We start from the raw sequence: 23089 nt of genomic DNA on the forward strand, positions 1-23089 counted from the left end.
CGCAGTGAGGCAGACCACCGAGGCTTTTCGCAACCGCTATCGCGCTGACATTCATCCCCTCTACAACCCCTGGTTGCACGGTGCCTTTGTGCTGCTGTTCGGTTTGCTGGCCATCGGGTTGTTCTGGAGCACCGTGCACCAGGTGCAACCGCTGGAATGGCTGGCGGTGCCGCTGACGTTATTGTTCTTCAACTTTGGCGTGTACATGGTGCATCGCCACCTGGGGCATCACAAAAAGAGCTTCGCGCGGATGTTCTATGCCCGTCACGCCGGTGACCATCACAGCTTCTTTGCGCCCGGGCACATGACCTACGACAGCGCGCGTGACTGGCGGGTAATCCTGTTTCCGGCGTGGCTGATCGTGCTGCACACGCTCGTCATTACCCTGCCCGTCTGGTGGCTGCTTGAGCAGTTCGATGCCAACGTCGCCGGGCTGTTCGGCGGCTGCCTGGTCCTTGGTTACCTGACTTATGAAGTGTTTCATGCCTGCGAACACCTACCGCCCGAGAACCCGGTCACACGCTTGCCGTGGATCCGCCAGATGCGTCGTCTGCATGAGCTGCATCACCGTCGCGAGTTGATGCAGGAACGCAACTTCAACATCGTTTTTCCGCTGATGGACTATCTGTTCGGCACGCTCTATTGGGAGCCTGAGCCGACTTACCTGACGAGAGCGCCCATGACTAGCATGCAGCATCAGATCAACATTGCCGGCAACCCGATTGACGTGCTCGCCTACGCCAGCACCGTGACCCGTTGGCCCGAATGGCACCCGTCGTCGCTCAAGGTCGATGGTCCGCGCGGTTCGCTGCATGCCGGGGCGCGGTTCGAGGAAGACATCCGCGCCGGCGGGCGCGAGGGGCATCTGAGCTGGACGGTCGACGAGTACCTGCCCGGTCGCCGCTGGATCGCGCGGGCTCATGGTGACAACGGACTGTCGCTGGTGGTGACTTACGAATGCACGGCCGAGGACAATGGCACGCGGTTTGTCCGTACCCTGGACTATCAGTTCAGCGGCCTGGCAATGCGCATCGCCAATCGACTGTTGCTCAAGCGGCGCATTGACCGTGAATCGGCGGCATCGATGCAGGCCTTGCGCGAGATGGCGCACAAACACCTGGCCACCGCAGGAGCCAACGCGTGAGTCGAACCGTCAAGTTTCGTCATGTCGTGTTGCTGGTGATCGTTGCCATCGCGGCCTTTCTGCTGCTGATGCCGACGAAGGTGCAACCGGTGGCCTGGACTCCGCCGCCGGCGCCGTCCCTCACCAGCGGCCCCTACGCCGACAACCAACGCCTCAAAGGTGTGGAGCGTGTCGGCGCGGCGGATATCGACGGGCCGGAAGCGTTGCTGCTGGAGAACAATGCGCTCATTACGGGCCTGCATGACGGCCGTCTGATTCGCACCAGCCTCGACGGCAAAGTCACCAAGGTGCTGGCCGATACCGGCGGCCGACCGCTGGGCCTGGCGCGCCACCCCAATGGTTTGCTGGTGATCGCCGACGGGGTCAAGGGCTTGCTGTCGCTGGACGCCCAGGGTCGCTTGATTCCATTGACCACAGCGGCCAACAGCGTGCCCTTCGGTTTCACTGATGACGTGGTCATCGACAAGTCCGGGCACTACGCCTATTTCAGCGATGCTTCCAGCCGCTTCGGCTATGGCAGCGATGGCGAGGCGATCATCGAGCATGGCGGCGACGGTCGCTTGCTGCGTTATGACTTCCAGACCGGTAAAACCACGGTCCTGCTGGATAAGCTGGAATTCGCCAACGGCGTGACGCTGGGCCCGGACGATGCCTTTGTGCTGGTGAACGAGACCGGCGCCTATCGCATCAGCCGTTACTGGCTGAGCGGCCCCAAGGCTGGCACCCACGACCTGTTTATCGACAATTTGCCGGGCTTGCCGGACAACCTGGCGTTCAATGGTCGAGACCGTTTCTGGGTGGCGCTGTATGCACCGCGCAGCGCACTGCTCGATGCCACGGCGCCGCATCCCTTCGTGCGCAAGATGATTGTGCGGGCGATGACGGTCCTGCCCAAACCCATAGAGAAACGCGGGTTTGTCCTGGGCCTGGATCTGGAGGGAAAGGTGATCGCCAATCTGCAGGATGGCAGCAGCGGCAACTACTCACCGATCACCACGGTGCGTGAATATGGGGAGTGGTTGTATTTCGGCTCGTTGAAGGCCAGATACATGGCGCGATTGCCGCTCGCCACCGCGTTGTCGAACTGACCTGTAGGAGCTGGCTTGCCAGCGATGGCGTCATCGCGGCCACCATCGCTTCGCCAGCAAGCTGGCTCCTACAGGTTCGGTGTCGTTGAAATGTTAACGGGGATCCATCTCGCTATGGGGTTCTGCGTTGTCGGTTTCCTTTCGGGAGCGACACGTCAGGACGAGGCCTGGAGTTGCTTGACGATCTTGTCCTTGACCAGCAAGCGCGTCTCCTTGAGCTTCTTCACCGCATCATCGCTGGACTTGGCCTGCTCTGCCTTCACCACTTCGGCATCCGCCTGCGAATACTTGTTGATCAGCGAATCCAGTAACGGATCCTTGGTGCGTTTTTGCTGGATCTCTTCCTTTGATATTTTCAGGTCCTGAAAAAGGTCATGTGACACCGGCATGGAACACCTCCGTTTGTTGATCGGTAGCAAACGCGATCGATTGCGTTCACCAACTATCAGAATGGCCTCGGTTGGCAGGTTCTGTCGACCGCCTATCAGACCAGCGGTGTCCGTTCGTCGTCCTGGCGCAAACGCGACAAACCTTTGTCCGTCCATCGCCAGCAAGCCGGCCCCCTACGCATTGAGGGTTCTGGCGAGGAACGGCGCGGTTCGGCTTTTTTTGCTGCTGGCGACTTTCTGCGGTGGGCCCGCCACGACAATCTTGCCGCCCTGATCCCCTGCCCCCGGCCCGATGTCGATTACCCAATCACTCTGCGCTACCACGCGCATTTCATGTTCGACGACGATCACCGTGTGCCCCGCCGTCACCAGCGTATTCAACTGTTCGAGCAAGCGATCGACATCCCGCGGGTGCAACCCGGTGGTGGGTTCGTCAAGCACGTAAAGCGTTGCCCCGCGCTGGTTGCGTTGCAGTTCGGTGGCCAGTTTGATGCGCTGGGCTTCGCCGCCCGACAACTCGGTCGCCGGTTGGCCGAGCCGCAGGTAACCCAGGCCGATATCGCGCAGCACTTCCAGTGAGCGGCGAATACCCGATTGCTCGGCAAACACCTCGACCGCTTCATCCACCGTCAATTGCAATATCTGCGCAATGCTCAATCCCTGCCAGGTAATCGCCAGCGTCTCGGGGTTGTAACGGGCGCCATGGCAAGTTGGGCATGGTGCGTAGACGCTCGGCATGAACAGCAATTCGACGCTGACAAAACCTTCGCCTTCGCAGGTCGGGCAGCGGCCCTTGGCGACGTTGAAGGAGAACTGACCGGCGTCGTAGCCCTTGGCTTGCGCCTCGGGCGTGGCGGCGTAGAGTTTGCGCACGTTGTCGAACAGCTCGGTGTAAGTCGCCAGGTTAGAGCGCGGCGTGCGGCCGATGGGTTTCTGATCGACTTGCACCAGCCGCTTGATCGACTCCAGCCCTGCGCTGACCTGACCGCCACTGACTTGCGGTGCATCGTCCTCAAGGCTCAATTCTTCTGCCTCGCTGTCACTGGCTGCGCGCCCGAGATGCGCGCCCACCAGTTCCAGCAACGCCTGGCTGACCAGGCTTGATTTACCGGAACCCGAGACACCGGTCACCGAGGTGAAACAGCCCAGCGGAAACTCGACACTGAGGTTACTCAGGTTGTTGCGAGTGATGCCTTCCAGCCGTAGCCAATCGGTCGGCTTGCGGCTGGCTCGCGGCAGCCTGACCTGATCGGCGAACAGGTAGGCGCGGGTCTGCGAGTGCGTCACGTCGGCCAGGCCCTGCGGTGGACCGCTGTACAGAATCCGGCCGCCATGCTCGCCCGCCGCCGGTCCGACATCGATCAACCAGTCGGCGCGGCGCATGGTTTCCAGATCATGCTCGACCACAAACAGCGTGTTGCCCGCCGCTTTCAAGCGTTGCAGGGCTTCGAACAGCGCCTCGCCATCCGCCGGGTGCAGACCGGCCGACGGTTCGTCCAGCACGTAAATCACCCCGAACAACTGCGAACCCAATTGCGTCGCCAGACGCAGGCGCTGCAACTCGCCGGACGACAACGTCGGCGTGCTGCGTTCGAGCGCCAGGTAACCGAGCCCCAGGTCCGTCAACGTGCTGACCCGCTCCAGCAAATCCTGGGCGATGCGTTGCGCAGCCAGGCGTTTTTCCACCGACAGGTTCGGCGTGTGGCGCACATCCGGCGCATGGGCGTGACCACTGGCGCCGTGGGCCACTCGCTGCTCACGGGCCTCGCGGGTCTGCTCATGGGTCAAGACCTCGCCCGCCTCATCGGCCTGATCGAGGTAACTGTGCGCCGCCACTGGTTTCAATACGTCGGCCACTTGCAGCAACGGCATTTGCGCCAACTCGCCGATGTCGTAACCGGCAAAGGTCACCGACAACGCCTCGCGCTTCAGGCGCTTGCCGTCGCACAGCGGGCAAGGGCTGCCGAGCATGAATTGCGAGACGCGCTTCTTCATCAGCGCACTTTGCGAGTGGGTGAACGTGTGCAGGATGTAGCGCCGGGCACCGGTGAAGGTGCCCTGGTAACTCGGCTCCATGTTGCGCTTGAGCGCGACTTTGGTTTCTTCGGGTGTGAGCCCGGCATACACCGGAACGGTCGGGGTTTCTTCGGTGAAGAGAATCCAGTCACGCAGCTTTTTCGGCAGGTCGCGCCAGGGTTTATCGACGTCGTAGCCCATGGTCACGAGGATGTCCCGCAGGTTCTGCCCTTGCCACGCCGTGGGCCAGGAAGCGACCGCGCGCTGGCGAATGGTCAGGCTCGGATCCGGGACCATCAGCGCTTCGGTGACTTCATAGACCCGGCCCAAACCATGACATTCAGGGCAGGCGCCCTGGGGCGTGTTCGGTGAAAAGTCTTCGGCGTAGAGCATCGGTTGCCCCGGCGGATAGCTGCCGGCGCGCGAATACAGCATGCGGATCAGGCTCGACAATGTGGTCACGCTGCCCACCGAAGACCGCGTGCTCGGCGTGCCCCGCTGTTGTTGCAAGGCGACCGCTGGCGGCAGGCCTTCGATGGAATCGACATCTGGCACACCGACCTGGTCGATCAGACGCCGCGCATACGGCGCCACAGATTCAAAATAACGGCGTTGCGCTTCGGCGTACAGGGTCGAAAACGCCAGGGATGACTTCCCTGAACCGGAAACGCCGGTGAACACCACCAGCGCATCACGGGGGATATCGACGTCGATGTTCTTGAGGTTGTGTTCACGGGCCCCGCGTACCCTGACCATGCCGGAAGGAGGATTGGAGGTGCGCTTGGAAGTCATCAGGTGGCCTTGATCAGAAGGTTCGAAGGATTACCGGGAATTTACGCGATCCAATTGTAGGAGCGGCCGGGCGGCGTTCCGTTTGCTGGCGATGGCGGTGTGTCAGGCGATATCTTTATCGGCTGGCAGGACGCCATCGCCAGCAAGCCGGCTCCTACAGGGTTCGGTGTTCAGCCGTCCGATTGTGTGTTCAGCCGTTGAGGACGGTGCGGACCATTCGGGTCAGCGCCTCGGGGCCGTAGGGTTTGCTCAGCAAAAAAGTGTCGGGGCTGAGTTGGTGATTGCGCGAAATAATGTCACGAGTGTGGCCGGACGTGAACAGTACGGCCACCGGTGGCGTTTGCACTTTGGCCCAGGCGGCCAGGTCCGAGCTTTTGATCAGGCCGGGCATGACCACGTCGGTGAAAATCAGCTGAACCACCACGCCTTCGAGCAACATCTGCATGGCGGCGTCGGCGTTGGCCGCCGTCAGGACTTGATAACCCTCTTCACGCAACAACTCCACCGCCGAGCTACGCACAGCCTCGTTGTCCTCGACCACCAGAATGGTTTCGTGGCCGCCGCGATGTTGCGCATCAGGGCCCGTGGTTTCACTCGGCAACGGTCGCAGGCTGCGTGGAAAATACAACTGCACGCGCGTGCCCTGCCCCTCGACGCTGGACATTTCGATATGCCCGCCGCTCTGTTTGACGAAGCCGAACACCATGCTCAGCCCCAGCCCGGTCCCCTGACCGTCGGCCTTGGTGGTGAAAAACGGTTCGAACGCTTGTGCGAGCACTTCGGCTGACATGCCGACGCCGGTATCCGCCACGGCGACGCGCACGTAATCGCCAGGCGCAATACCTTTACCCGCGCAGAACTTGCGGTCGAGGTCAACGTTCTCGGCGCTCAGTTCAATGGTGCCTTCGCCCGCCATGGCGTCACGGGCATTGATCGCGAGATTGAGAATGGCGTTTTCCAGTTGGTTGCGATCAACATTGATGTGCCAGGTCGCTTGAGGCAGCCGCACATCGATCTGGATGGTTTCGCCCAGTGCCCGTTGTAGCAGCTCGCCCAGGCCTTCGAAGATCTGTCGTGGGTCGCAGACCGCCGGCGACAGCGGCTGACGGCGGGCGAAGGCGAGCAATTGCGAAGACAGTTTCGCGCCACGCTCCACCGCCGCAATCGACGCCGAGACCCGACGCTGCACGTTGGCATTGTCCGGTTCATGCCGCGCCAGCAGGTGCAGGTTGCCGGCGATCACTTGCAGCAGGTTATTGAAGTCATGGGCCACGCCCCCCGTGAGACCGCCGATGGCTTCGAGCTTCTGCGACTGGCGCAGTTGCTCTTCCGCCGCCAGCCTCGCTTCGACTTCGTCGGCGACGCGTTGCTCCAGGTTTCGGGTGAATTTGAGCAGGGACTCTTCGGCGGTCTTGCGTTCGTGGATGTCGATCAACACACCGGGAAAGCGGAACGGCTCACCCTGTTCATCGAATTCGCAGCAACCGCTGGCCTGCACCCACAGGTAACTGCCGTCGGGACGCAGGACCCGATATTCGGCGTTGAAGGGCTCACCGGTGGTGATGGATTGATTGACTTGCTCATTGACCCAACTGCGGTCGTCGGGATGAATCCGCGCTTCGGCGAATTCCGTTGGCAGGTTGCCCAGATCATGCTCGGCCGGGAAGGAAAAGGTCCGGGCAAAGCGTTCATCGCCGGAGAGCCGATTGCCTTTGATGTCCCAGACAAACGAGCCGAGCAAGGCCCCGGCGTTCAACGCCAGGCGCACCCGTTCATTGTCGGCGTGGTAGGCGTCTTCGGCCTCCTGGCGCCGGCGTTCGGAAATCACATGCTCCGTGGTTTCGACCACCATCGCCATGACCCCGGCCGGCGTCCCCTCGTCATTCGCCACCGGGCTGTAATAGAGGTCCAGCCAGACGTCTTCGGGGACGCCGTCGCGCAACAGCACCAGCTCTTTGTTGCGATAGGACAAGGTGCCGCCCGCCAGGCAAGTGTCGACCACATGACGATTGAATTCGGCGACTTCCGGCCAGCCCAGCTCCACCGGAGAGCCCAACAGATAAGGATGTCGGCCACCGGCGAACGACGAGTACGCATCGTTATAGATCATGTAGCCGGGGCGGCCCCAGAGCATCACCATCGGCAGCGGCGACGCGAGCAGCAATTGCACCGCGCTGCACAGGCTGGCGGGCCAGGTCTCCAGGCTTCCCAGTTCGGTGCGATTCCAGTCGAACGCACGGATGCGTCCGGCCATTTCACCGTTCCATCCAGCACACCCGTGGCTATCGTCTAGAAACTGCATCGACTGGCTCTGTGTCCTGTGATTGGCGCCCGTTTGTTTCGAGCACTGCGGATGCCAATGGTTTCATAGAGGTTAGCTGATTCTCACGGGATCTATGGCAACCACAGATCCCTGTGGGAGCGGGCTTGCTCGCGATGAGGGCGTGACACTCGACATCTTCATCGACTGTTGCACCGCTATCGCGAGCAGGCTCACTCCCACAGTTTCCCAGTCAAATTCAAGCTTGGTGATCAAACCTCAATCAGATGTTTGAGCGGGTGATACCCCGTTTTCAACGTGGCGGCGACGTCCAGGATCGCCTTCTCGATGCCGTTCAAATGGATGCAGGTCAGTTCGATGGCGGCGCTCTGGTTACCGGCCTCGATGTACTCGATCAGGCGCAGGTGCTCATCGTCGCGGCAGGCTTCGTGGCTGTCGTCGTCCAGCGCGGCGGCGTACAGCGAGGCGCGGGAGATCAGTTTGCGGAACCAGTCCAGCAACACCGGATTGTTCAGGCTTTGCGCGAGTTTGATGTGGAACTCGCCGAGCAGATGAATCAGCCGTTCATGGTCGCCGCTGCGGTGCGCTTCATCCTCGAGCAACAGGTGATCGCGCAGGTCACGGGTCACGGCGGTGTCACGACGCCGGCAGAGCTCGGTGACGATGCCGATCTCGATCAGGCGTCGCGTTTCAAACAGCGAACGGATCTCTTCATCGCTGGGCAACGACACCGATGCACCCTTATTGGGCTCGGTCGTCACCAATCCATCCGCCTCCAATTGCTTGAGCGCGGCACGAACCGACGTTCGGCTGACATTAAAAAGTTCGGCCAGCGAAGTCTCCCCAAGCTTCATGCCAGGACGCAACGAACGCTTGCTGATCGCCTCGTAAACCCCTTGGTAGACGCGGTCGACCGTGGTCTCGAGTTTCTTCTCGGTCATCTCAACACTCCTTTAGCGCTAAACAACCGGCCCCAGGCGATGAGCAGCCTTTGAAAAAGGGGGTTGCACGAGCAGATTAATCCGGTTATTTGTAGATTGCATCCAGATATTGCATACAATAATTAGAGGATTGCACCATTATGGGTCAACCAATAGCTATCGAAGTGCGTAACGTCTCAAAACGGTATTCCGACGATCCGGGGCTGGCTCCAGCCCTCGACAACGTGTCAGTCGACATTGCCGACAACGAATTTTTCACCCTGCTCGGCCCGTCCGGCTGTGGCAAAACCACCCTGCTGCGCACCATCGCCGGTTTCGAACATGTCAGCGAAGGCGAGATCCGTCTCGCCGGCGAACCGGTCAACGACTTGCCGCCGTTCAAGCGCCGGGTCAATACCGTCTTTCAGAGCTATGCGCTGTTTCCACACATGAGCGTCGCGCAGAATATCGCCTTCGGGCTCGAGATGCAGGGCCTTGATCACAAGGTTATTCCTCGGCGTGTCGATGAGATGCTGGCGCTGGTGCAAATGCAACACCTGGCCAGGCGCAAACCCGCCGAGTTGTCCGGTGGTCAGCAACAACGCGTGGCTCTGGCGCGAGCCCTGGCGCCAAAACCGAAAGTGTTGTTGCTCGACGAACCCCTGTCGGCGCTCGACCTCAAGCTGCGTAAAGAGATGCAGGTCGAACTCAAGCGCGTGCAGAAGGAAGCCGGGATCACCTTCATTTTCGTCACCCACGATCAGGAAGAAGCGCTGACGCTGTCCGACCGGATTGCCGTGATGTCCGCCGGCAAGATCCTGCAGATCGGTACACCCAACGATATTTACGAACGGCCGCAGCATCAGTTCGTCGCCCAGTTCATCGGCGACATCAATTTCCTGCCCGGTCATCTCAAACGCGGCCAGCAGAACGAAAAGCTCTTCGTGCCCAGCGGCATGCCGGTGGAGATCCCCTGCCCGGCTCAGGGTTTCGACGGCAACAACGTGCAACTGGCGTTCCGCCCGGAGCGCTCGCAACTGGTCGACGTTGAGCAACCCCATCACCTGCGCGGCGTGATCGAAGCGGTGTTGTATGTCGGCACCGCGACGCTTTATCAGTGCCGCTTGAACAACGACATCAAGGTCATGCTGCGCGAGAACAACGAAGGCCTGAACCGTGGCCGGGTGGTGGGTGATCGTGTCGCGGTCAATCTGCCGCCCCACGCCTGCCTGTTGATGGAGGCCTGAGATGAGCGTCAGCAGCACTTCCCCCGCTCTCAACCGCGCGCTGTTGCTCAGCCCGGTGGTCTTGACTTTGCTGGCACTGATCGCGATTCCGCTGGGCATCATGGGCTACATCAGCCTGTTGCCGCGCAACGTCTACGGCGGCGTCGACTGGCAAGCCAACTGGCAATTGCAAAGCTACGTGCAGCTGTTTTTCCAGGAAGGATTCGACGGTGAACTGGAGCTGAACTGGGTCTATGCCCAAGCCTTGTTGCGCTCGGTGTTCCAGGCCGGCGGCACGACGCTGTTATGTTTCCTGTTCGGCTTCCCGGTGGCGTTGTGGATGTCGAGCCTGACCCCGCGCCGGCGCAACCTCATGGTTTTGCTGATCACCATTCCGTTCTGGACCAACCTGCTGATCCGCAACTACGCCTGGCTGATCATCCTGCGTGAACACGGTTGGGTCGCGCAGAGCCTCAACACGCTGTTCCCGCAGGCGGGCGGCATCACCCTGCTCTACAACGACTTCGCCGTCAGCGTCGGGCTGGTTTATAGCTTCCTGCCGTTCATGATTTTGCCGATCTATTCGACCCTGGAAAAACTCGACTGGCGCCTGGTGGAAGCGGCCTACGACCTGGGCGCCAACCGCTGGCACGCGCTGAAGCGAATCATCCTGCCGCTGTCGATGCCTGGCGTGATTGCCGGCGCGCTGCTGGTGTTCGTGCCGAGCCTCGGCGCCTTCATCACCCCGGCGATTCTCGGCGGCGGCAAGACGCTGATGATCGGCAACCTGATCCAGCAACAGTTCGGCACCGCGCGCAACTGGCCGCTGGGCAGTTCGCTGTCGTTCCTGTTGCTGGGGATTCTGCTGCTGTCGCTGGTGGGTTACGCCCTCTATAGCCGCAGCGCCGCCAAAACTCTACGTCGGGGAGCCTCCGCATGATCGCCCTGCACCTGAAAAAACTGCCGCTGACCCGCGAAGTCAGCCTGCTGATCCTGGCCTATCTGTACGTGCCGATTTTTGTCTTGATCGCCTACAGCTTCAACGCCAACCGTTCGGCGACGGTGTGGACCGAGTTTTCGTTCGCCTGGTACGGGCGGATTCTGGCCAACCCGTCGATCCAGACCGCAGCGCTGAACTCGATCATCGTCGCCAGCATCGCCACGGTCTGCGCCACGGCCATTGCGCTGCTCGCGGCGCTGGCGACTTACCGGCCGTTCTATGGACAGAAAATGGTCGAGGGCGGGATCAACCTGCCGCTGATCCTGCCGGAAATCGTCACCGCTGTTGCCACGCTGCTGCTGTTCATGGCGCTGGGGATCAAGCTCGGTTTGCTGACGGTGATTGTCGCGCACATCGGCTTCTGCATTCCCTTCGCGTACCTGCCGATTCGCGCGCGGCTCAACGACCTCGACAAAAGCCTGCTGGAGGCGGCGAACGATTTGTACGCCAACCCGTGGCAGGTATTTCGCCGGGTGACGTTGCCGTTGCTGTGGCCGGCGGTGTTGTCCGGTTCGGTGCTGGCGTTCGTGGTCAGCCTCGACGATTTCATCATGACCTTCTTTGTTGCCGGGCCGGGTTCGACGACCTTGCCGGTGTACATCTTCTCGGCGATCAAGGCCGGCGTGACGCCGGAGATCAACGCGATCTCGACCCTGATGCTGGTGATTTCCATCGTGCTGGTGGTGCTGGCCTTCTGGCTGGGACAGCGCGGCAAAAACCAATAAATCCTGGAGCGCACAAAAACATGAAAATGAAAAACATGTGTTTCGCCGTCACCGGTCTGGCCCTGAGTTGCTTCACCGCGTTCGGCGCCCAGGCCGCCGAGCCCAAGGAGTTGTTCTTCTACAACTGGACCGATTACTACCCGGTGGACCTGCTGGCCAAATTCGAAAAGGAGACCGGCATCAAGGTCACCATGGACGGCTACGACAGCAACGAAACCCTGCTCGCCAAGTTGCAGGCCGGTGGTGCGGCGTATGACGTGATCGTGCCGTCGCAGTCGATCATGCGCACGCTGATCAATCAGAACCTGCTGCTGGAAATCGACGCGTCGACCCTGCCCAATTTCCAGCACGTCAAACCGGCGTTCCGCGACCCGAGCTTCGACCCCGGTCGCAAGTTCTCGGCGCCGTACCTGTGGGGCACCACCGGATTTTCCTATGACAGCGCGCGCGTGCCGGGCGGCAAACTGGACGATTCGTGGAAGGAGTTCTTCGAGCCACGCAAGGAGCTGCAAGGCCAGCTCGCCGCGCTCGACACCTCCAGCAGCGTGATCAACGCCGCCAGCCACTATCTCAACGTCGACGAGTGCAGCGAAAACCCGCAGGACGCCAAGCGCATTCTGGAACTGCTGCAAAAGCAGAAACCGTTCCTGAAGATGTACAGCTCGGACAACACCGTCGACCGCATGGCCTCTGGTGAAGTGATCATGATGCAAAACTGGAACGGCTCCACCGCCCGGGCCACGTTGCAGAAGAGCAGCATCAAGTACGTATATCCGCGTGAAGGCCTGGCGATGTTCCAGGACAACTTCGCCGTACCGAAAAGCGCGCCGCACCCCGGCAACGCGAAGATCTTCATCGACTGGATGATGAAACCGGAAAACGCCGCCGCCGTGTCCAACGCGATCGCCTACGACAATGGCATTCAGAGCGACAAATTGATCGACGCCAAATGGCGGGTGATGGACGCGATCAACATGCCCGACGAGTTCGCCTCGCGCCTGCGTCCTGAGAAAGAGTGCAGCAACAAGGCGCGTGAGCTGCAGGACCGGATCTGGTCGAAGCTCAAGGGCTGATTGCTCGGCTTGAGACCGAGTTGCGGCCTTCGCGGGCAAGCCTCGCTCCTACAAGAGCAGCGCAGGACCTGTAGGAGCGAGGCTTGCCCGCGAAGAGGCCCGCCTGAACACCACAAAATTCGAGGTATGCAATGAATCACCCCCGCTGGCTGCGCAACGTGCGGCCCTACGGTTCCACCGCCGAAGACCTGCTGATCGAAAACGGCCTGTTCAAACAACGCCGCCCGGCATCGTCCTCGCCACTGAATGCCACCGACATCAACGGCCAGAACCAACTGCTCACCCCGGCCCTGGTGGAAAGCCACGTCCACCTCGACAAAACCCTATGGGGCCAACCCTGGCGCCCGAACAGCGCCGGGCCGACGCTCAAGGACTACATCGCCAACGAGCGCCGCGTGCTGCGTGAAATCGACAGTCCCATCGCCGAGCGGGCCGGCGCCCTGCTGGAAAACTGCATCGCCCGTGGTTCGCTGACCATGCGTTGCCACGTCGACATCGACCCGGATTTCGGCCTGCGTCACGTCGAAGCCATGCAACAACTGCGCGAACGCTACCGCGACCTGATCGACCTGCAACTGGTGGTATTCCCGCAAACCGGCCTGATCAGCCGCCCCGGCACCGCCGAACTGATGCGCGAGGCCATGGCCCTTGGCGTGGAAAACGTCGGGGGTCTCGACCCGTGCGGCATCGACAACGACCCCGTCGCCCAACTGGATTTCGTGTTCAAACTGGCCAGCGAATTCGACCGTGGCGTCGATATTCACCTGCACGACAAGGGTGAACTGGGCCTGTGGCAAATCGCGCTGATCGCCGATTACACCGAGCATTTCGGGCGCCATGGCCGAGTGATGATCAGCCACGCCTATTGCCTCGGGATGTTGCCTTGGAGCCAGGTCAAACCCGTGGCCGAACGCTTGGCGGCGTTGGGCATTTCGTTGATGAGTTCGGCACCGGCCGATTGTGCGGTGCCGCCGTTCCTGGCGTTGCGCGAGGCCGGGGTCAACGTGTGCCTGGGTTCGGACGGCATCCGCGACGCCTGGTCGCCCATGGGCAACGGCGACATGCTGGAACGGGCGATGCTGCTGGCGTTCCGTTTCGACTTGAACAAGGACGAGGAACTGGCGGCGGCGTTTGCAGCAGCAACGGTGAATGGTGCGCTGGCGTTGGGCTGCGAGGATTATGGCGTGGAGCTCGGTCAACCGGCGGACTTCCTGTTGATGCCGGTGCAAACGCTGGGTGAAGCCGTGGTGGCGCGGCTGCCGCGACAGGTCTATCGGCGCGGCGAGCTGATTGCCGCAGGTGGTCGACTGCTGGAAAGCCGGTTGTGAAGCGCATCGCCCTGAAAAGCAGCTGCGTGGTCGGCTTCGACGGCACGCAACATGTGCTGTGGCGCGACGGCGAAGTGGTGTTCGAGGGCTCACGCATTGTGTTTGTCGGGCGCGGTTATTCGGGACCGGTGGATCAGTGGGTCGATTACGGCAACGCGCTGATCGGTCCCGGCTTCATCGATCTGGATGCACTCGGCGACCTCGATTCCACGGTGCTGACGCTGGACAACGGCGATGAACGCGACATGGGTCGGATGTGGTCCGAGGACTATCTGGCGGCCGGTCCGCGCGAGAGTTACAGCGCGGATGAAGAGGTTTTCAAATACCGCTACGCCTTCACGCAACTGATCCGCAACGGCATCACCACCGCCATGCCGATCACCTCGATGTATTACCGCGAGTGGGCCGAGACCTACGATGAATTTGCTGCGGTGGCCGGCGTGGCGGCCGAGCTGGGACTGCGGACTTACCTCGGTCCCTGCTACATGAGTGGCATGAGTTATTGGCGCGCTGACGGAAGTCTCGGGCATCACTGGGATGAAGCGCGGGGCCTGGCCGGGCTCGACGCTGCGGCACGGTTCTTCCAGGATTTCGACGGTGCACATGACGGTTTGATTCGCGGCGCGCTGCTGCCGGATCGAATCCAGACCTGCACCCCGGCGCTGCTGCAACGCACTGCCGCGCTGAGCCGCGAGCTGAATGCGCCGATGCGCTTGCATTGCTGTCAGGGGCTCGGCGAAGTGGCGATGGTCGAGCAGTTGCGGGGTGTTTCGCCGCTGGCCTGGCTGGAGCAGTTGAACCTGCTGACCCCGCGCAGCCTGCTACCCCACGGCATTTACACCCAAGGTGATGCAGACCTGCAACGGCTGGTGGATGGCGGCGCGAGCCTGGTCCATTGCCCGGTGGTGTTTGCCAGGGACGGCGAGGCGCTGAACTCGTTCGGACGCTATCGGACCAAGGGCATCAACTTTGCGCTGGGCACCGACACCTGGCCGGCGGACCTGCTGGAGAACATGCGTCAGGGGTTGAACATCGCTCGCTTGATGGAGGGCGGAGGTTCGATGACCAGTGCCCTGGATTTTTACAACGCCGCCACGCTCGGGGGCGCCAAGGCCTTGGGGCGTGACGACATCGGTCGTCTGGCGCCGGGAGCCAAGGCCGACATTACAGTGTTCAACCTTCGCGGCCTGCACCTCGGGCCGCTGTTCGATCCATTGAAAAACCTGGTGCTGGCCGGACGCGGTGACGACTGCATCGCCAGCTACATCGATGGCCGCAGCGTGATGCAGGACGGACAGGTTCAAGGCGCCGACTACCCCGCCCTGCAACGCCAGGCCCAACGACAATTCGAAACACTGATGCGCAGCCACAGCGACCGGGCCTTCGGTCGACCGGACTGGAAAAGCCTGTTCAAACCGGCCATCCCGTTCGCCGATGACTACAGCGCACAGGCGCCGCTGAGCGCGATTGATCCCCTTCCTTAGAGATTTCTGCCCATGCAAAGCTTCGACTTCAGCACCCTCAGTGCGCGGGACAAATACAAGATTCTGATCGGCAGCGTGGTGCCTCGGCCCATCGCGTTGGTCACTACGATTGATGGCGAAGGACGGATCAACGCCGCGCCGTTCAGCTTCTTCAACGCGCTGTCCGCCGACCCGCCGATCCTCGCACTGGGCGTGGAAAACTATGGGGACCAGAGCCCCAAGGACACCACGCGCAATATCCAGCTCAATCAGGAATTCACCGTCAATATCGTCAGTGATGCGCTGGTGGAAGCGATGAACGTCTGCGCCGTGCCTTTCGCTCCCGGTTTCGACGAACTGACCGCCGCCGGACTCACCGCGATTCCCGGCACCACGGTCAAATGCCCGCGGATTGGCGAGGCGCCCGTGGCGCTGGAATGCCGACGGATGATGGCGTTGTCCATCGGGCAGTCGCGGGAGATCATCTTCGGCGAAGTGCTGATGGCGCATGTGCGTGATGAACTGATCGACCCGAAAACCCTGTACATCGATCAGTTGGGACTCGATGCGATCGGGCGAATGGGTGGGCATGGGTACGCGCGTACGCGGGATTATTTCGATTTGCCGACCCGGTCGTTGCAGGCGTGGACGGATGCGCCCGGCGGTGGCGAGCGGTTTTGGCCAGAGGCTAAATAGTCCGCGAGATCATCGCAGGGTTGAGGATGACCTCGACCTGTAGGAGCCGGCTTGCTGGCGAAGCGGTGGTGGCCGTTATGACGCCATCGCCGGCAAGCCGGCTCCTACAGGTTCGGTGTTGTGCAGAAAATTAACGGCATACCCACAATCATGTAGGAGCCAGCTTGCTGGCGAAGCAGTGGTGGCCGTGATGACGCCATCGCCGGCAAGCCGGCTCCTACAGGTTCGGTGTTGTGCAGAAAATTAACGGCATACCCACAATCATGTAGGAGCGGCCGGGCGGCGTTCCGTTTGCTGGCGAAGCGGTGGTGGCCGTTATGACGCCATCGCCGGCAAGCCGGCTCCTACAGGTTCGGTGTTGTGCGAAATATTAACGGCATACCCACAATCATGTAGGAGCCAGCTTGCTGGCGAAGCGGTGGTGGCCGTTATGACGCCATCGCCAGCAAGCCGGCTCCTACAGGTTCGGTGTTGTGCGAAATATTAACGGCATACCCACAATCATGTAGGAGCCAGCTTGCTGGCGAAGAGGTGGTGGCCGTGATGACGCCATCGCCAGCAAGCCGGCTCCTACAGGTTCGGTGTTGTGCGAAATATTAACGGCATACCCACAATCATGTAGGAGCCGGCTTGCTGGCGAAGCGGTGGTGGCCGTTATGACGCCATCGCCGGCAAGCCGGCTCCTACAGGTGTGTGATTACTTCAATGGAAATCCCGGCTGCGTACGTTGATGCCATCCAGTAGCGGGCTCAGGTCGCTCAAGCGTCCGGCAATCAAATGTCGCACCTCGCCTTCCTTCTCCCAGCGCCCGTCGACCTTGAGCAACTGCGAGCCGACCAACACCTGCCGTTGCCGGTCGGCCAGGTCGCGCCAGACCACCACGTTGACGTTGCCGAACTCGTCTTCGAGGGTGACGAAAGTCACGCCACTGGCCGTACCCGGACGCTGCCGCCCGGTCACCAACCCGGCGACGCTGACCGGGCGGCCATGCTCGACGTCCAGCAACTCCCGCGAACTGCGACAGCGCCGGGCTTTCAGCTCACCCCGCAACAGGGCCAGTGGATGCGGGCCGAGGGTGGTGCCGAGACTGTTGTAATCCGCCAGCAGGTCTTCGCCCACCGTGGGTTTGGGCAATGCCACCGCGTCCTCTTCCTGGCTCGGCAAACCGGCGAACAAACCCAATTGCTTCTGCACCCCCGCCACTTCCCAGCGTGCTCGATGACGATCACCGGCCAGCCCACGCAACGCGCCGGCATCGGCCAGTTGTTCCTGCGCACGGGCATCGAGCCGCGCCCGTTCGCCGAGGTCGGCGATGTCGATAAACGCCCCCTTGGACCTCGCGGCTTCGATACGCCGCGCATCGTCTTCGCGAAAGCCCTTGATCATCCGCAGCCCCATGCGAATCGCCGGCTGCGCACCGATGACGGGTTCGAGGCTGCAATCCCAGTCGCTGGCACGCACGTCCACCGGGCGGATCTGCAAATGATGCCGGCGCGCATCCTGCAGAATCTGGTCCGGGCTGTAGAAACCCATGGGCCAGCTGTTGATCAGCGCACAGGCGAAGGCCGCCGGTTCGTGGCATTTCAACCAGCAACTGGCATAGGTCAGCAAGGCAAAACTGGCGGCGTGGGACTCGGGGAATCCATAGCTGCCAAAGCCTTTGATCTGCTCGAAAATCTGCGCGGCGAATTCGGGTGTGTAGCCGTTTTTCTTCATTCCGGCGGCCAGGCGATCCTTGTGTGGTTCCAGTCCGCCATGGCGTTTCCAGGCGGCCATGGAACGGCGCAATTGATCGGCTTCACCGGGGCTGTAGTCGGCAGCAACAATGGCGATCTGCATCACCTGCTCCTGGAACAGCGGTACGCCGAGCGTGCGCTTGAGTACCGCTTCCAGTTCTGGGGACGGGTAAGTCTCGGGCTCCTGTTTGTTCCGCCGTCGCAGGTACGGATGCACCATGCCACCCTGGATCGGCCCCGGCCTGACGATCGCCACTTCGATCACCAGGTCATAAAACTTCCGGGGTTTAAGCCTCGGCAGCATCGACATCTGCGCCCTGGATTCGATCTGGAACACGCCGATAGTGTCCGCATGACCAATCATGTCGTAGGTTTGCGGGTCTTCGGACGGGATCGTCGCCAGGCTTAAATCAAGGTTGCGGTGCCGTCGCAGCAAATCAAAGCAGCGGCGGATGGCGCTGAGCATGCCCAGCGCAAGAATATCGACCTTGAGCAAACCGACCGCGTCCAGATCGTCCTTGTCCCACTGGATGATGGTGCGCTCGGCCATGGCGGCGTTTTCCACCGGCACCAGACTGTCCAGCGGTTGCTCGGAAATGACGAAACCGCCCGGGTGCTGGGACAGGTGCCGGGGGAAACCGATCAGTTGCCCGGTCAGGCTCAGCACCCGGCGCAACACCGGACTCTCGGGATCGAAACCGCCTTCACGCAGGCGCTCCACCGGTGGTGTTTCATCACTCCAGTGGCCGCAGCAATCGGCCAGGGCATTGATCTGGTCCGGCGGCAAACCCAACGCCTTGGCCACATCGCGTACCGCGCCGGCCGCGTGGTAGGTGCTGACCACCGCAGTCAACGCCGCACGGGTCCGGCCATAACGCTGGAACACGTACTGCAAGACTTCTTCGCGTCGCTCATGCTCGAAATCGACGTCGATGTCCGGTGGCTCGTTGCGCTCTTTGGAGAGAAAGCGCTCGAACAACAGCGTGGTGCGATCCGGATCGATTTCCGTGATTCCCAAGGCATAACACACCGCCGAGTTGGCGGCTGAACCACGGCCCTGACAGAGGATTTTTTGCTCACGAGCAAACCGGACGATGTCGTGAACCGTCAGGAAATAACTTTCGTAGCCCAGTTCGGCAATCAGCTCCAGTTCCTTGTCGATCTGTTTGAGCACCTTGGCTTGCGGGCCTTTTGGCCAGCGCCATGCGATCCCCTCTTCGGTCAAATGACGCAACCAGGACGAGGCCGTCTGGCCTTCGGGCACCAGCTCGCGGGGATACTGATACCGCAACTGGCCAAGGTCGAAGGTGCAACGCCGGGCGATGGTCAACGTTTCATCGAGCAATGCTTGCGGGTAGATCGATTGCAACACGTCGAGGCTGCGCAGGTGCCGCTCGCCGTTGGGGTGCAGGCGCAACCCGGCCTCGGCCACCGGCAGGTGATGACGGATCGCGGTCATGGTGTCCTGCAAGGCGCGGCGCCCCCGCGTGTGCATGTGCACATCGCCGCTGGCCACTGCCGGGACTCGCAGCTCCCTTGCCAACGTCATCAACGCACTCAATCGCCGGGTATCGTCCTGGCCGTGATGTAACTGGACCGCCAGCCACAGGCGCTCGGCGAAGGTTTGCTTCAGCCAGTGACCGGTTTGAAAATCATCCAGCGCATCCGGCACCCACAACGCTAACAGCCCCGGCAAAGGCTCGCTGAAATCCTCCCGCAGCACCTGATACCGGCCTTTCTGCGAACGACGCCGCGCCCGGGTAATCAGCCGGCACAGGTTTTGGTAGCCCTCAAGGCTCTCCACCAGCAGCACCAGTTTCGGACCGTTCTCGATGCGCACTTCGCTGCCGATGATCAGCGGCAGCTCCACGGATTTGGCCGCTTGCCAGGCGCGGACAATGCCCGCCAGCGTGCATTCGTCGGTGATCGCCAGCGCCTGATAGCCCAGTTTTTTCGCCCGCTGAAAAAGTTCGAGGGCGCTGGAGGCGCCACGCTGGAAACTGAAGTTCGACAGGCAGTGCAGCTCGGCATAATCAATGCTCATGCGAACCAACCCTGCAACCACAACGGGCCGTCCTCACCGACCGTACGATAGGCCCAGCCCTGTTGGCCGGAACGGGTTTCGATCAGGTAGTAGTCGCGACGCACGTCGGCGCCGTCCCACCAACCGGACTCGATACGCTCCGGGCCCATGAGGATGCGCGTCGAACCTTCGTGTACCGCTTGCGGCTCCGTCAGCAACCAGCCCGGACGCTGCACGCCAGGCATCACCGCGCAGCGCTGGCTCTCGGCACTGGCCTGCCACGCGCACTCCGGCCGGTGATCGGCCTGGAACCGCAGGCCCTGCACCGCGTCATCCCCCAACCGTGCGCGCAAGCGTTCGCGCAGTTGTTCCCAGGGCAAGGACTGCTGCGGGCGATCATCGAACAGTTCCTGATACTGCGGAACGAAGGCCGGCAAGTCTTCGGCGCGCAAACGAAAACCGCGTACCGGCGCCTCAACCTGAACCTGTTCCAGCCGCCCTCGGGCCAGTTCGAAGAGCATCGCCGGATCGCGCTCGGCGCTGAGCAGGCCGACCTTGATCACGCTGTCCGGCAAGCCGGCATGCTCCAGGTGCAGGTCAAAACGCTGCACACCGCTGTCGCGACCGCACAGGAACGCCGACAGATCGCCGGTCAGCCGGCGTAACGGAAACAGCAGCGCCTGATGGGATTGCACGTCGAAATTGAGCTCGATGCGCACATCGAAGCGGTCCGGCGGCAGGTAGAACGCCAGCGCCAGCCGTCGTTCGCCAGACAGCGCGTCCAGATGCTTGAGCACCTGGGCCTCGAAACGCCGCGCCAGACTCTGTCGCGGTAACGCCTGCACCTGGCTCAAGGTGCGCAACCCCATGCGCGACAATGCCGTGGCCACCGCTGGCTCCAGAGCGATCCGGTCGACAGGCAATTGCCCCAGATGATGCTGCAAGGCTTGAGCGTCTGGCACCACCAGACCGTCATATGCATTGGCCAATACCCGCGCCGCCACCGGGTTGGGCGCGGCAACAATCCGATGACGAAAGCCCAGTTCGTCGAGTTCGGTGCGCAAGCGCGCTTCGAATTGCGGCCAGTCGCCAAACAGTCCCAGGCTGGACTCGATTTCAAACACCACCGCACGCGGGTAATGCACGCTGACCTGGGAGCTGAAGCGGTAGGCCCAGGCAGCGAGAAACTGCTGCCAGTGCTCGATCTCGGCGGCGTCGTATTCCGCCGTGACAAAGTCTTTGCTCAAGGCCTGCGCGGCGGTCATCGACATACCGGGGCGCAAGCCCAGCGCCCGCGCCGAAGCGTTGACCGCCTGCAACACCCGACGCTGCGCCGGACCGGTCAGCAGCGCCAGCGGCTCATCGGGGTCGGGGCGCTGACGCAGTACCGCGTCCAGCGCCAATTGCGGGAAGAGAATGCACACCCAGCGCATGGCAACCTCAATGCCCCACAGGGAAGGCAATCGGCGCCGAGCGGGCCAGCCCGCCCCGGCACTTGAGCACGCGCAATTGCGCAGGCCTGGCATCGATGGCGATGCGCAGCGCCGCCGGTGACGGGTTGATCGCTTCATGGATCGAGCGGTAGGCGAATGCCAGGGTCGAGCCGGTTTCCGCCGCCACCTGCAAGCGCCGCAAGGCGCGGTCATCCGCCTTGTGCGGCCAGCACAGCACTGCGCCGCAACTGCCCGAACGCAGGCATTGTTCCGCCGCCCACAACGCATCACGCTCGCAGGCCTGGATGATCGACAACTGGCGCAGATCAACCCCGGCGTTCTGCCAGGCTTGCGGATACGGCACGTACGGCGGCGCCACCAGCACGATGCGTTCACCCGCCGCCGACAACCGCGCCAGCGCCGGCCACACCAGTTGCAGCTCGCCGACGCCCTGCCCGGCCAAGAGGATTTCGGTCAGCGCCGCTTCCGGCCAGCCACCAGTGGGCAACGCTGCATCCAGCGCCGCATGCCCGGTGGGTTGCGGGCTGAGCGTCGGTGGCGCAGGCCGGCCCTTCCAGACCTGGCCGCCATTGAACAGCGTGTCCAGCGCAACGACGGCGCCCATCACCCTTGCCTCACCAGACCGCAGAACACCCCTTCGATGGCCAGGTCCTGATCGGCGTCGACGATGATCGGCTTATAGGCCGGGTTGCGCGGCAACAGGCGAACCGCATCGCCGACCCGCTCGAACCGCTTGATGGTGACTTCGCCGTCAAGCCGCGCCACGACGATCTGGCCATTGAGCGCTTCGGGGTTGCGATGCACGCCCACCAGGTCGCCATCGAGGATGCCGTCCTCGATCATCGAGTCACCCTGGACCCGCAGCATGTAATCCGGCACCCGGGAGAAGATCGACGGGTCGAGCAGCAAGCGGCTGTGCACCTCGGCATCGGCACCGATCGGCGCCCCCGCCGCCACCCGACCGAGGACCGGAATGTCCAGCAGCTCGGGGCGCGCCGGTTGCCCGAGCAAACGAATGCCCCGGGCCTGATGCGGGTTGACCTCGATAAAACCGGCTTCGGTCAGCGCCAGCACATGCTTGCGCGCCACGCTACGGGAGGCGAAACCAAAGGCCTCGCTGATTTCAGCGAGGCTCGGGGACTGACCGTGCTCCGCGATTCGATCACGGATAAACGTCAGGATGGCGGTACGGCGGGGAGTTAAAGTCGTCATGGAGTACATTTGTACTCTTTTGGCTTTTTTATGGCAAGGACCGCCAGTCAGCTCCTGCTGTTCAGGCGCGCTGTAAATATCGTCTGGAACTTCACCGAGCAAGCGCAAATCGGGTCAAAGGGTTGGCCCGCTTTCGTCTCACAGCGTTCTCTGGCTATTACCGATACGTCTCGCGATCTCGATGCCCCAGTCCAGCGCCGCTTCCATGTCCAGCAGATGAGGTTTCGGATCGTGGTTCTCCTCAATAACCGTGCCGTCCGGTCGGTAGACACCGATGGACATCCCCAGCGAACCATCCCGCAGAATCTCCTCCTTGACCTCGATCCTGCATCCATTGGAAAGCGTCTCCTTGTGGACCAGATGACGTTCAGTCATTGCTGCATTCCTCTCGTCGTTGAGGGCTGAGTCGTGCCTGTACCCATTGGCCATGTTAGCTCAGCGCCACGCACCAAAAGCGCCAATTCAGGCGTGTGAAAGCTCAACCGATCAGCGGCGTAATGCCACCTATACTACAAGCCACCGC

18 protein-coding genes are annotated in these 23089 nt (G+C 61.9%); 9 read left to right on the top strand and 9 right to left on the bottom strand.

What is annotated here, in order from left to right:
• Positions 1 to 4: 4 nt before the first annotated feature.
• Complete coding sequence (locus tag ACYZUC_RS06700) at positions 5 to 1144, top strand: SRPBCC family protein (RefSeq protein WP_461994504.1); 1140 nt, start codon at positions 5 to 7, stop codon at positions 1142 to 1144.
• Positions 1141 to 2232, top strand: coding sequence for an SMP-30/gluconolactonase/LRE family protein (locus ACYZUC_RS06705; protein WP_461994506.1), 1092 nt, complete (start codon positions 1141 to 1143; stop codon positions 2230 to 2232). The genes ACYZUC_RS06700 and ACYZUC_RS06705 overlap by 4 nt, the downstream gene beginning before the upstream one ends.
• A 155-nt stretch (positions 2233 to 2387) precedes the next feature.
• Here the strand turns inward: ACYZUC_RS06705 and ACYZUC_RS06710 are convergent, their stop codons facing one another.
• From ACYZUC_RS06710 to ACYZUC_RS06725, 4 genes are all read right to left on the bottom strand, one after another.
• Positions 2388 to 2621: a DUF465 domain-containing protein gene (locus ACYZUC_RS06710; RefSeq protein WP_461994508.1), complete on the bottom strand. Its 234-nt coding sequence runs from the start codon at positions 2619 to 2621 to the stop codon at positions 2388 to 2390.
• Positions 2622 to 2795: 174 nt separating this feature from the next.
• Positions 2796 to 5429 carry an excinuclease ABC subunit UvrA gene (locus ACYZUC_RS06715; RefSeq protein ID WP_461994509.1) on the bottom strand — a complete coding sequence of 878 codons (2634 nt, stop codon included), beginning with the start codon at positions 5427 to 5429 and terminating at the stop codon, positions 2796 to 2798.
• A 190-nt stretch (positions 5430 to 5619) separates the two neighbouring features.
• Complete coding sequence (locus tag ACYZUC_RS06720; RefSeq protein WP_461994512.1) at positions 5620 to 7731, bottom strand: hybrid sensor histidine kinase/response regulator; 2112 nt, start codon at positions 7729 to 7731, stop codon at positions 5620 to 5622.
• A gap of 230 nt (positions 7732 to 7961) precedes the next feature.
• Positions 7962 to 8651 carry a GntR family transcriptional regulator gene (locus tag ACYZUC_RS06725; protein ID WP_461994513.1) on the bottom strand — a complete coding sequence of 230 codons (690 nt, stop codon included), beginning with the start codon at positions 8649 to 8651 and terminating at the stop codon, positions 7962 to 7964.
• A 140-nt stretch (positions 8652 to 8791) separates the two neighbouring features.
• Between ACYZUC_RS06725 and ACYZUC_RS06730 the strand changes: the two genes are divergently transcribed.
• The 7 genes from ACYZUC_RS06730 (at position 8792) to ACYZUC_RS06760 (ending at position 16141) form a co-directional block, all read left to right on the top strand.
• Positions 8792 to 9877 (top strand): ABC transporter ATP-binding protein, encoded by a 1086-nt coding sequence (locus ACYZUC_RS06730; RefSeq protein WP_461994515.1) that lies wholly within the window; start codon positions 8792 to 8794, stop codon positions 9875 to 9877.
• 1 nt (position 9878) lies between these two features.
• Positions 9879 to 10796, top strand: coding sequence for an ABC transporter permease (locus ACYZUC_RS06735; protein WP_280163778.1), 918 nt, complete (start codon positions 9879 to 9881; stop codon positions 10794 to 10796).
• Complete coding sequence (locus ACYZUC_RS06740) at positions 10793 to 11581, top strand: ABC transporter permease (RefSeq protein WP_092269384.1); 789 nt, start codon at positions 10793 to 10795, stop codon at positions 11579 to 11581. The genes ACYZUC_RS06735 and ACYZUC_RS06740 overlap by 4 nt, the downstream gene beginning before the upstream one ends.
• 20 nt (positions 11582 to 11601) lie before the next feature.
• Complete coding sequence (locus ACYZUC_RS06745) at positions 11602 to 12654, top strand: extracellular solute-binding protein (RefSeq protein ID WP_461994518.1); 1053 nt, start codon at positions 11602 to 11604, stop codon at positions 12652 to 12654.
• A 131-nt stretch (positions 12655 to 12785) separates the two neighbouring features.
• On the top strand, positions 12786 to 13982 hold the full coding sequence (locus ACYZUC_RS06750; RefSeq protein WP_461994520.1) for an amidohydrolase family protein: 1197 nt from the start codon (positions 12786 to 12788) through the stop codon (positions 13980 to 13982).
• Positions 13979 to 15466 (top strand): amidohydrolase family protein, encoded by a 1488-nt coding sequence (locus ACYZUC_RS06755; protein WP_461994522.1) that lies wholly within the window; start codon positions 13979 to 13981, stop codon positions 15464 to 15466. The genes ACYZUC_RS06750 and ACYZUC_RS06755 overlap by 4 nt, the downstream gene beginning before the upstream one ends.
• Before the next feature lie 12 nt (positions 15467 to 15478).
• A complete protein-coding gene (locus tag ACYZUC_RS06760; protein WP_008031517.1) occupies positions 15479 to 16141 on the top strand; it encodes a flavin reductase family protein in 663 nt (220 codons plus the stop codon).
• A 702-nt stretch (positions 16142 to 16843) separates the two neighbouring features.
• Here ACYZUC_RS06760 and ACYZUC_RS06765 read toward each other — a convergent pair.
• From ACYZUC_RS06765 to ACYZUC_RS06785, 5 genes are all read right to left on the bottom strand, one after another.
• Entirely contained in the window at positions 16844 to 19942 is a 3099-nt protein-coding gene (locus ACYZUC_RS06765) for an error-prone DNA polymerase (RefSeq protein WP_461994524.1), read from the bottom strand.
• The gene (locus tag ACYZUC_RS06770; RefSeq protein WP_461994526.1) at positions 19918 to 21333 is read right to left on the bottom strand and encodes a Y-family DNA polymerase; all 1416 of its coding nucleotides are present in this window, start codon (positions 21331 to 21333) and stop codon (positions 19918 to 19920) included. The genes ACYZUC_RS06765 and ACYZUC_RS06770 overlap by 25 nt, the downstream gene beginning before the upstream one ends.
• 7 nt (positions 21334 to 21340) lie before the next feature.
• A complete protein-coding gene (gene imuA / locus ACYZUC_RS06775; RefSeq protein ID WP_461994528.1) occupies positions 21341 to 21958 on the bottom strand; it encodes a translesion DNA synthesis-associated protein ImuA in 618 nt (205 codons plus the stop codon).
• Positions 21958 to 22575 (bottom strand): transcriptional repressor LexA, encoded by a 618-nt coding sequence (lexA, locus tag ACYZUC_RS06780; RefSeq protein WP_461994530.1) that lies wholly within the window; start codon positions 22573 to 22575, stop codon positions 21958 to 21960. Before lexA ends, imuA begins: the two co-directional genes overlap by 1 nt.
• 129 nt (positions 22576 to 22704) lie before the next feature.
• Positions 22705 to 22941, bottom strand: coding sequence for a hypothetical protein (locus tag ACYZUC_RS06785; protein ID WP_461994532.1), 237 nt, complete (start codon positions 22939 to 22941; stop codon positions 22705 to 22707).
• Between the last annotated feature and the right edge of the window lie 148 nt (positions 22942 to 23089).

It is taken from the genome of Pseudomonas sp. GT1P32 (genome assembly GCF_054897805.1).